Consider the following 10,806-nt stretch of genomic DNA (forward strand, 5'->3'; position numbering starts at 1 on the left):
AGTGAGATATGACTCAAACCAAGCAACGGCAACAAGCATTAGCGCCTTTATCTTGTGGCTCGTCTCAAGCAGAACCTTGGGATATGCTGATTATCGGTGGCGGTATCACCGGTGCTGGGATTGCGCGCGAAGCGGCACGGCGCGACCTTAAAGTTTTACTTATTGAGCAAAAAGACTTTGCTTGGGGTACATCAAGCCGCTCGAGTAAAATGGTACATGGTGGGTTACGTTACATTGCCTCGGGTGATTATAAAACCACCTTGCTTAGCGTGCGCGAGCGTGAGCGTATGCTCAGTGAAGCAAGCGGCCTAGTCAATGAAATGCACTACATCATGCCGCATTATAAAGGCAAGTTTCCGCCGCCATGGATATTTAATACTTTATTACGCGTTTACGATGGACTGGCGGGCAAGCGCTACTCTAAGTACTTTAAAAAAGATGCTTTTCTTAGCCTGAACCCAAATATCAAACAAGACAAGTTTTTAGGTGCCAGTCAATTTAGCGATGCGGTGACCGATGACTCGCGGCTGGTGATGCGCGTCCTTGCTGAGGCGATTCACGACGGTGCGCAGGCGATTAATTACCTAAAAGCCGAAACGTTGATTACCAATGAACAAGGCTTGGTAGTAGGCGCAACGCTCAAAGACACTTCTTCTGAGGACAATGCTCAAAACAATATTCAAAACAATATTCAAAACAATGTTCAAAGCAATGCTCAAAGTTACAATATTTACGCCAAAGTGGTGGTCAGTGCCACAGGCGCTTGGGCGGATACCTTACGGATGCAAGCCAGTAAACAGACTGAGCAAAGTTTTCATAAGCAAATTCGTCCGTCACGCGGCAGTCACTTGGTCGTGAGCAAAGAGCGCTTGCCAATCGAGCAAGCCTATACCTTTTTGCATCCTGAAGATAAAAGAGCGGTATTTGTCTTTCCGTGGGAAAACCGTACCGTGCTTGGCACCACTGATTTGGATCATCCCCCTTTGGACGATAGCGAGGTTGGCATCACGAATGAAGAGGTCGATTATTTATTAACGGCGACTAACGAGCTGTTTAATGATGCCAAGCTTAACCGAGAAGATGTCATTAGTACTTGGGCGGGCGTGCGTCCGCTGATCTCAGAAGGCAATGCTAGAGAGGATGGCAAACGCGTCAGCCCCAGTAAAGAAAAGCGCGACCACAGCGTGTGGCTCGACAATAACCTCGTCACCGTTAGCGGCGGCAAGCTAACAACCTTTCGCCTGATTGCTTTAGATGTCCTTGAAAAGTGTCAAGAAGTGCTCACCCTTGATAAGTCTGTCATTCAAAAGCAAACCTTAAATGATGATCACGTTTTTAGCAATACCGCGCCAACCAATCCTAAATTTTTTACTTTACCAAAAGCTCTACAACAACGCTTACAAGGGTTTTACGGTCGCCAGCTTGATACTTTACTTGAGCTTGCGCATGAAGATGATTTGGCTTATGTCACCGACAGCAATACCATTTGGGCAGAGATCCGTTTTGCCGCGCGCCATGAGCAAGTCATGCATTTAGATGATTTATTACTGCGGCGTACGCGCTTGGGTTTAATCCTACCGAATGGGGCAATGACACCGTTAATTAGCGCTAGACTGAAGCAGATATGTCAGCAAGAGCTCGGCTGGAATGAGCAAAAATGGCAGCAAGAAGCCCAGCGCTATCAAAATTTATGGCAACGCTATTATCATTTGCCTGCGGCTTAGCGCTTTTCTATTATATTAATAGCCATTGCTACTGGTATAACTTTTTCTTGCTCGCTGTGCCTGCGTAGACAGAGGCTGCGGAAAATTTACATCAGTAGCAAGCGATAATCATAGTGTGTTTTTATTTTGCGCTACCTATCTATTTTTACATAGTTAAGGACGACTATGACCACTACTTTTGATGCACCTATTTACTTCTTAGCCATCGATAATGGCACCCAAAGCGTCAGAGCACTTATCTTTGACCAATTTGGCACTGAGATTGTTAAAGCGCGCGTTCCTATCGAGCCTTATTTCTCTACTGAGCCCAATTTTGCTGAGCAGCACGCTGACTATTATTGGCAAAAGCTAAGCGAAGCTTGTCAGCAATTGTGGCAAAGCTGCGATATTAAACCTGAGCAAATCGCGGGCGTTAGTCTCGCCACCCAGCGCTATACCATGATATGTCTGGATAAAGATATGCAGCCACTGCGCCCAACTATTGTATGGATGGATTTACGCCGCGGCGAAACCAACGATATTGGTTTTTTAAGCCCACTAACCAAAATTATTGGCATGGGCGAATTGGTACAAGAGGCACAGCAAAAAGCCCGCTGTAATTGGCTTGCATACCATGAGCCAGAGATGTGGGCAAAGACCGCCTATTACGTCAATCTATCTGCGTATCTTACTTATCAGCTGACAGGCGAATTAGCCGATTCCAACGGCCATGCCCTAGGCTATCTGCCTTACGATTATAAAGCGCAAACATGGCTAAAACCTAAAGATTTTAAATGGCGCTTCTTTAGCTGTCGACCTGAGCAAATGCCTAAGATTGTCGCGCCAGGTCAGCCACTTGGCCGTATCAGCGCCAAAGCGGCTAAAGCCACAGGGATTTTAGAAGGCACGCCGATGATTGCTGCCGCTAGCGATAAAGCGTGCGAAGCGTTGGGGTCGGCAGGTCTCGCTGCTGACACTGCCTGTTTAAGCTTTGGTACTACTGCGACTATCAATACCACGTCGAGCAATTACGTCGAAATCCTTAAACACATGCCCGCCTACACCGCAGCTGCGCCAAACTACTACAGTCATGAGTACATGATTTATCGCGGCTTTTGGATGGTCAGCTGGTTTAAGGAGCAATTTGCTCACTATGAAGAACAACTTGCGAAAACCAAAGGTATCGATACCGAAAAGCTCCTCGATCAGGCAGTCAAAGATATTCCGGCCGGTTGTATGGGGCTGATGATGCAGCCGTATTGGTCACCTGGCGTCCGTCATCCGGGGCTTGAGGGCAAAGGTGCGCTCATTGGTTTTGGCGATGTGCACACGCGGGCGCACGTTTATCGCGCTATCTTAGAGGGGCTGGCTTACGAGCTTAAGCTTGGCTTTGATACCATTGAAAAACGTACGAGTAAAACTATCAAACACCTGCGTGTCTCAGGCGGCGGCTCGCAAAGTGACTCAGCGATGCAGCTTACTGCTGATATCTTTGGTATGCCCGCTTATCGCCCGCACACTTATGAAGCTTCAGGCTTAGGCGCTGCCATCAACTGCGCAGTTGGACTCGGCGTCTACCCTGACCATGCAGCCGCAAGTGAGGCAATGACTCATTTAGGCGATGAGTTCATCCCTATTGAGGCCAACGTCCAACTCTACAAACGCCTTTATAATGAGGTTTATCTAAAAATGTATGAGCGCTTAAAACCGTTATATCAAAGTATCCAAGACATCACAGGATATCCCGCCAAGTAGTTTGCGCAAGTTTGAAGTGTAGGAGTATTGGAAGTGGTCAAAAGGTGGAATAATTTTGGCTAAGAGGTTGTAGGAGCTGATCCTACTATTTGCTATTATCTGCCAGTCTAGGCGACGATTATATTATTACGAACCTCAAATTGCTCACCATTATTTTGCATATATAACAGCTTTTGAATAGCTTCAATCAACTTCGTTTCATTCTCAGCAATTGTCTTTTTAAAGGCTTGATAACTTGTGACCTGTTGCGGAATAGCTAGCTTAAACTTATGAATACTACCACCAAAGCCATTCAACAAGCCCATATTTAAAGCCAAATTGTCATCAATTGTAGGAGCAATATAGCCTCCTATATCTGCTCGATATAAAAACAGATAAGATAGAATTTGATTCAGGTCATCGCGACTAATGTGATTTTCTTTCATGCGTTTATATTTGGCGTCCAAAATAATGCGGCTATCTTTTACAAAGTCAGGATAACGACGCACGTTATTACCCGAAAGCTTTTGTGCATATACTTTGATACCGCCTTTTCGATTATTATTTGTCGGATGCTTATAACCGATAGGGTGTAGAAGCGTATTCAGATACTCCTCCCACAACCAAGCGCCATCAAACAGGATACCGTGTGCTTTGGCGTCATTTTTGGCATATTTAAGACCTTCATGCCGTAGGATTTGTAGGCAGATTTTTTGCAAGCCAGTATATTCAGTAAAGTAAGGATGGACGAAAGGCTTGCGGTTGGCATTGATGACGGTGTGTCTATCTCTTGCGTGATATAACGGGGTATGCTGGGCAATCAGATTAACAAAATCCAAGGTTTCGCTATCGCTGTGCAGTATGTCTCGCAAGTTTGGTTTTTGTCTAATAAGTTCAATAGTATGACGGATAAGCTGAGTTATCGAATTATCAAAACTGTGCTCTCGTAAACGGTAGGCGACCTTACCTCGAAACGGTAAGTTTTGTTTCAGATGCGTTTTAATATCAATAGCACCTTGAAGATTGCTATCATTATAGGTTTTCTTTTGATACTCCTTGTACAAGCCTTGCGAAAGCGCTTTTTTAAGGAAATAAGGAAACAGGTACACCAAGAAATCAAACAAGTTAGTTTGGTTACGGCTGTGCTTTAAGTCAAACAGATTAAGGCACAATACCTTTTGTAGCATATAGTGCAAGAAATAATCTTCTTCATTGCCTTTCTCCTGATCCACTTGGTCACCATAAACAGCAGAGGCCTGAGCAAAACGAGATTGGATTTTTAGTTGCGTATCTTGTACGCCAATAAAACCCATGATATTACCCGTCCTTAAAACCGTTTTAGAGTTACTAAGAGTTAGTTCATAAATTGGGGCGATTTCGATATCGTCCTCGTTATCTTTAAAACACTCAGGGAATATCAACAGCTCAGGATTTGCTTTTACCAGCTCGCCAATACTTTTATTGGCAAGTGATGATAAATCGGCTATGGCTTTATTAACGCTTGGCATATTAGAGTCTAAAGCCAATGAGGTATTATCTGTCGTTACTAGCATCAGCCTCAACCAAGTCATAGGCGTTTTTTAAGATAACTAGCTGTTCATTAGCATCAGGATATCCACGTAAATATTCAAACAATAGTGACTCTAAATGATACGTCCACAGCTTGTCGAAATCGCCGTCATAGTCAGCTAATTTCAAAAAGTAGGCAGGTCCGACGTGATAAGCAGCGCTTAACCCTTGTATATCTTCAATAGCACTATTTAAAGTGATTAAACGCTGTTTAGCTTCCTCAGCCCAATCGCCGATTTGATCTTCCCACATAGACAATCTATCTTCTGCTTTGATTTCTTTCCAAGCAAAACGACGGCGCATAGCAAAATCAAAAGACTCCACACTACGGTCAATGTCATTCATTGTACCGATGATATAGACGTTATCAGGTATATAGAAGCCGTCTTTAAACACATCTTCTTCGGTTTGTAGATTAGCGTATTGAGTGGTAACTCTGCCACTCTCACCTCGATAGCCGGGGTCAATAGAGAAAAACAGCTCACCCAATACTTTGGAGATTTCGGCGCGGTTTATTTCATCGAGTATAAGGATGAATTTTTTATTCTTATCCTCCGTATTAGCCATTTGCAAATCGTAGTTTGCTTCGATGTATTCACATACGGGAATCAAATAGGGTTTCCAGTTCAGCGATTTACCTGTTTCAAAATAGGTCTGTATCAAAGATTTGGTTAAAGTAATTTGTCTCTGTGTTTCGCTTGAGAGAACGGCTGTAATATTATCGCGTGAATTGACAATAACGCTAAATGGACTTTCTTGGCTAGGAGTTGCTAAATCTAGAGCGCTCTCGGATACATCATCTATAAATCTTTGATAGACCTCGTCAAAGTTGCTTAACTGTTGATTGTTTTGATATTTAAGGGCTTCTTTACAGAACTTTTTAAAGCTACCGTCCCGCAGTTCAAAACCAACCTCGCCCTCCTCGCTTTGAATGGGTCGTAAGCCTTCGACAAAATCAGTGTAATCGTATGAAGGATGAAACTGTATGAGCTTGTGCTCTGCTCCCCATGCTTCAGCCAATGCTTTTGCTAAGTAGGTTTTACCTGTTCCCGGCGCCCCAGTAAGTATAAGGTTTTTATTGGCAAGCAGTAGCTCGCTAATTTCTTGTAGTAAAGGATTGGTAATAGGCTGCTGAATCTTTTTCATACTCGATTGTTCAGTCATGGTTAACTCATTAGCAAGCTTAAAAACGTTTTTATAAGCCTCAAACAAATCGCCTTTTAAGTCATTGATGATGCTGTAGTAATCAACCAAAGACAGTTTCTGTTCATGATCTAACGCTATTATTCGACCAAATAAGTAATGCTCATCTTTGACAGGACTTTGGAAGTCGGCTTCATCCGTACTCAATGCAAAGCCTCTATCGGCAAGCTTGGTCATCTCGTCACTGTCTTTCAAAGCAATAAAAGCATCCATATAGGGCTTGATATACTCTATCGGGGTCTTTTCTTCTTTGAATCTGACATAAAGCGTATTAAAACCCAAACCATAACCAATTTTATGGTCTGATAAGTAGATATGATATTGAACTTCTGTTCCAGCCCCTTCATTAATAGCCCACTCTCTGTCTTCGCTATCATATTTAAACAATAACTTTGAGTTAGTGATTCTTTGATTGCCTGTCAGCTCTTTTCTCGCTATAAGAAAGTCTCTTTTTAAATCACCAACGTCTTTGTTTATAAGACTGACTAAACGACCAATGCTATCTATTTTTATAGCATTAGCATTGATATAGTCTAGTTCTTGCATTGCTTCAACTAACTCATCGCGTAGTTTCCATTCAAATAAGTTACCCGCTACCTTCTTACCAAGCATTGTAACTAACCAATAAGTTTTATCACCCTCTTCTGTAATTATTTCAAACTTATTTAAACGCTCTTGAACACCTCTACTAAAACCAGTAATAAACCCACTGAGTGAAAAGGGAGATGAATGATATTTTTCAGCTAAAAACTTACAGGTTGCTTTGTGTTCTGGCTCTAAGTAAAAGAGACTAAGCGCATATTTATAGTTATTAGTCATGAAATCATCGTCAGATAATATCTTTATCCAGTCTTGCTTAGTGACTTGTGGTGAGCTGTTATAGTCATCCTTTTTTACGACGATTTTCTGCACTGGAGTATCCTTTTAACGAGTTATAAGCTATGAATATGCGTGATTATAAAACGAGTGAGTATTTATGGTTAATTTAAAGTAATTACTCACTTAACAGTAGTTAAGATTGAACCCCACCAATAAGAGCCTCATAAATACGATTTAACCCCTCACGCAGCAGCGCCTCAGGACACGCCACATTCAAGCGCATTTTAAGATGTCCCTCATTACCGTATTTAATACCAGAATTGAGCTCAACTTTAGCAGCTCGTAGCTTGTCATACAGCGCCTGATCATCATCGCCGTACGCCGAACAATCTAGCCAAATTAAATACGAGGCTTCTGGACGCATAACCTTAATATCAGGCAGATGCTGCTCTAAAAAGCTAATGATTAAGTCAATATTGGCTTCGATATAAGCCAGCGCCTGCTCTAGCCATCCTCCACCATTTTCATAAGCGCTACGCATTACTTCATAAGCAAATAAATTGAGCTCATATTCATCATTTAACTGCTGCTGCTGACTTATTTTTTTGATTAATGAATTATCTTTAGCAAAGATCATCGAGCCTTTGATCCCCGCTACATTAAAGGTCTTGGTCATTGAGGTTAGACTGACGACGTTATGCGCGTAACCTGCCGCTTCTGCCAATTTTAAAAAAGGCGTAAAGGTATGACCACTCAAGGTTAAATCTTGATGAATCTCATCGCTGACAACCGCCACGTCATGTTTTTTGCAAAGCACAAGCAGCGCCTCAATCTCATCGGTCGTCCACACGCGTCCGCCAGGATTGTGCGGATTGCACAACAAATATAACTTTACCTTATGCTCGATAATTTTAGCTTCGATATCGACTAAATTCAGATGATACTTACCATCGACCTCCTTCAATAGCGATGTCACAAGTGTGCGACCGTTTTGCTCAACCTTGGTCATAAAAGGCGTATAAATAGGGTCATTAACCAGTACCGCATCGCCTGCTCCGGTAAAGACGTTCATCATCAGTGCGAGGCTTGGCACAACGCCCGGCGAAAACAAGATATTCTGCTTATCGAGTAGCAAGCCATAACGACTGCTATGCCACTGAATAATCGAATCATACAAAGCCGCAGTGGGTCTGGTATAGCCCAATATGCCATGCTGCGCGACTTGCTCAATCGCCTTTAAGATAGGCTGGGCAGTCTTAAAGTCCATATCCGCAACCCATAACGGAATCGTGTCATCGTTATAGTGCCATTTAACTGAACCGGTATTACGTCTATCAATTATCTCATCGAAGTTGTATTGCACCACTATTCTCCTAAGGGGAAAATCTTTGAATAACTAACGTCCCTGAAACTCAGCTTCCCTTCTCTCAACCATCGCCATCGCTCCCTCTTTCGCATCTTCTGAATAAAATAAAGACGGCAGATAGCCATGAATATTGGCTAAAGCCGCTTTTGCGCCATTCCGACTGGCATCTTGCGCTGAGGACAATAATCCTTGTACGCCGAGCGGAGCTGCTTTACATATCTCTTGAGCAATAGTCATTGCTCGTTCGTATTCTGTGCCATTTGCCACTACTTCACTGACCAGATTTAACCTATCTGCGGTTTGTGCATCAAAGGCTTTACCAGTGAGCAAATACGGCATGGCTTTTTGCCAACCTGCTGCTGCGACGAAACGTACCGTCGCGCCACCAAACGGCATGATACCGCGCTGAACTTCCATTTGTGCAAAGTTGCAGTTATCACTTGCGATAACGACATCACTATTTAGCATTAATTCAATGCCAGCGGTAAAGCAAGTTCCTTGAATCGCAACGACCACAGGTTTGCTGCGTAATTTGCCACCGATTCCCCATGGGTCAATCTCATTATCATTAAACTCAAACGCGCCTTTATCCCACTTATCTTGCAACTCCATTAGATCAAGTCCGGCGGTAAAGTGCTCACCATGGGCAAATATGAGCGCACAGCGTAAGTTCTCGTCGTTTTCATAACGCGTCAGTGCTTCGGATAATTGCTTAATCATATGGCTATCAAAGGCGTTGCGTTTATCGGCACGATTGAGCCCGATTAGGCAGATATAGCCGTCAGTTTCATAGGTGATGCGGTTATCGGTACTGGGTTTATTACTTTCCGTTGTCATATTTTTATCCTTTTAAATGCATTTTTGTCATCTGCTGCGCTTATAAAATAGCCGCTTTATGCTCATTTGGCTTAGTTTCAATATAGACACCCCCATGCGATAACGCAAGGACAGATATACGCACTCAGGCAGATTGCGATTCTTATTTGCTATAGGCAAATCAGTAGCCATGGATAAACCGATAGACGGGCGTGAAATCTGCTAAACTGGGTGATTATATTCAAACATCGCAGTCCGAAACTATGACCAGTAAGCCCAGCACAAATACATCAAACGCCCGTAGAGTAAATGCTAACACTCATCGCAATCGCTCACCTGAGACCGCCAAAAAGCTCGGCAAGCTACACCCGCACAATCCGCACCAAGGGCGCTATGACTTTGCGCTATTGACCCGTGCCCTGCCTGAATTGGCTAAGCACACCATCACTAACCCGAAAGGTGAGCCGACGATTAACTTCTCTGATAGTGAGGCGGTACGCGTCCTCAATCAAGCGTTGCTCGCGCATTACTATGGCGTGAAGTTTTGGGATATTCCAGAAGGCTATCTCTGCCCGCCGATACCGGGTCGCGCCGATTATATCCATTATATTGCTGATTTACTCGCGCAAACCACGCACGTTAATGACGACAATACCCCGCCGACGGGAAAAGAGATTCACGCCCTTGATATTGGTACCGGGGCCAGTGCGATTTATCCGATTATCGGTAGCCAAAGCTATGGTTGGCGCTTTACCGCGAGCGACATTGACCCTATTTCAGTCAATACCGCCGCGCTGATTTGCGAAGCCAACCCAAAGCTAAAAAGTGCCGTTAAAGTAAAACTACAGCCTGAGCCTAAGTTTATTTTTAAAAACATCATCGGTCGTCAAGATTACTTCGATGTGGTCGTTTGCAACCCACCGTTTCATGCGTCATTAGAAGAAGCGATGCAAGCCAATACCCGCAAGCAGCATAATCTGCAACGCCATCGTGGTAAGAATGAAAACGAGCAAATCAGCCGCCATTCAACCAAGGCTGGAAATGCTGCGCAAAATCTCAACTTTGGTGGTCAGCATAAAGAGTTGTGGAGTGAGGGCGGCGAAATTGCCTTTTTGACCAAAATGATAAAAGAAAGTCAAGATTTTGCCGAGCACGTTGGCTGGTTTACCAGCTTGGTGTCAAAGTCAGAGAACGTGAAACCATTACAACTGTTATTAAAACAGCTTGATGTTGCCCAAATGCGCATCATCGAGATGAGCCAAGGTCAAAAGAACACCCGTGTTCTAGCGTGGCGCTTTAATATTGACGAAGCGTAATTAATAAAAAATGACTATCTAAAAAATATTTATTCAAAGTTTCACGTGAAACAAGAAAAACCGCTTTGTTTATCAAGGCGGTTTTTTTATAGAGTAAGAGCTTAAGGTTAACCCCAGTTCGGGATAAGCCACATTGTAACTCATTGATACTATTTACAATATGGCTACCTGTCCCTGCTGAGGCATGTTTTTGATGGTGGGTTTATAGGGAAACCAGCAATAAGCAATCAAACCTGACAGCAAGTTTGTGATAAACCCCGTGACACTACGATGGCGTGAG

7 protein-coding genes and 1 pseudogene are annotated in these 10,806 nt (G+C 43.4%); 3 read left to right on the top strand and 5 right to left on the bottom strand.

The window, feature by feature from the left end; all coding sequences use genetic code 11:
• The first annotated feature begins 8 nt into the window (after nt 1-8).
• The gene (locus tag A7325_RS06140; protein WP_068405746.1) at nt 9-1,724 is read left to right on the top strand and encodes a glycerol-3-phosphate dehydrogenase/oxidase; all 1,716 of its coding nucleotides are present in this window, start codon (nt 9-11) and stop codon (nt 1,722-1,724) included.
• Between the two features lie 165 nt (nt 1,725-1,889).
• Nucleotides 1,890-3,458 (top strand): FGGY-family carbohydrate kinase, encoded by a 1,569-nt coding sequence (locus tag A7325_RS06145; protein ID WP_068405749.1) that lies wholly within the window; start codon nt 1,890-1,892, stop codon nt 3,456-3,458.
• Nucleotides 3,459-3,565: 107 nt separating this feature from the next.
• On the opposite strand, the gene A7325_RS06150 is transcribed toward A7325_RS06145, so the two are convergent.
• From A7325_RS06150 to A7325_RS06165, 4 genes are all read right to left on the bottom strand, one after another.
• The gene (locus tag A7325_RS06150; RefSeq protein WP_197488877.1) at nt 3,566-4,990 is read right to left on the bottom strand and encodes an McrC family protein; all 1,425 of its coding nucleotides are present in this window, start codon (nt 4,988-4,990) and stop codon (nt 3,566-3,568) included.
• On the bottom strand, nt 4,971-7,121 hold the full coding sequence (locus A7325_RS13830; protein WP_068405752.1) for an McrB family protein: 2,151 nt from the start codon (nt 7,119-7,121) through the stop codon (nt 4,971-4,973). The genes A7325_RS06150 and A7325_RS13830 overlap by 20 nt, the downstream gene beginning before the upstream one ends.
• A gap of 100 nt (nt 7,122-7,221) precedes the next feature.
• Nucleotides 7,222-8,391: a MalY/PatB family protein gene (locus A7325_RS06160; RefSeq protein ID WP_068405755.1), complete on the bottom strand. Its 1,170-nt coding sequence runs from the start codon at nt 8,389-8,391 to the stop codon at nt 7,222-7,224.
• 33 nt (nt 8,392-8,424) lie between these two features.
• Nucleotides 8,425-9,231, bottom strand: a complete 807-nt coding sequence (locus A7325_RS06165; protein WP_068405759.1) for a crotonase/enoyl-CoA hydratase family protein — start codon at nt 9,229-9,231, stop codon at nt 8,425-8,427.
• 242 nt (nt 9,232-9,473) lie between these two features.
• Between A7325_RS06165 and rlmF the strand changes: the two genes are divergently transcribed.
• Complete coding sequence (gene rlmF, locus A7325_RS06170) at nt 9,474-10,526, top strand: 23S rRNA (adenine(1618)-N(6))-methyltransferase RlmF (RefSeq protein WP_068405776.1); 1,053 nt, start codon at nt 9,474-9,476, stop codon at nt 10,524-10,526.
• A 153-nt stretch (nt 10,527-10,679) separates the two neighbouring features.
• On the opposite strand, the pseudogene A7325_RS13690 reads toward rlmF, so the two are convergent.
• Nucleotides 10,680-10,806, bottom strand: a pseudogene (locus A7325_RS13690) (IS982 family transposase); the annotation flags it as partial.

This window comes from Psychrobacter sp. SHUES1 (genome assembly GCF_001652315.1).
In the GTDB taxonomy this organism is placed as follows: Bacteria; Pseudomonadota; Gammaproteobacteria; order Pseudomonadales; family Moraxellaceae; genus Psychrobacter; species Psychrobacter faecalis.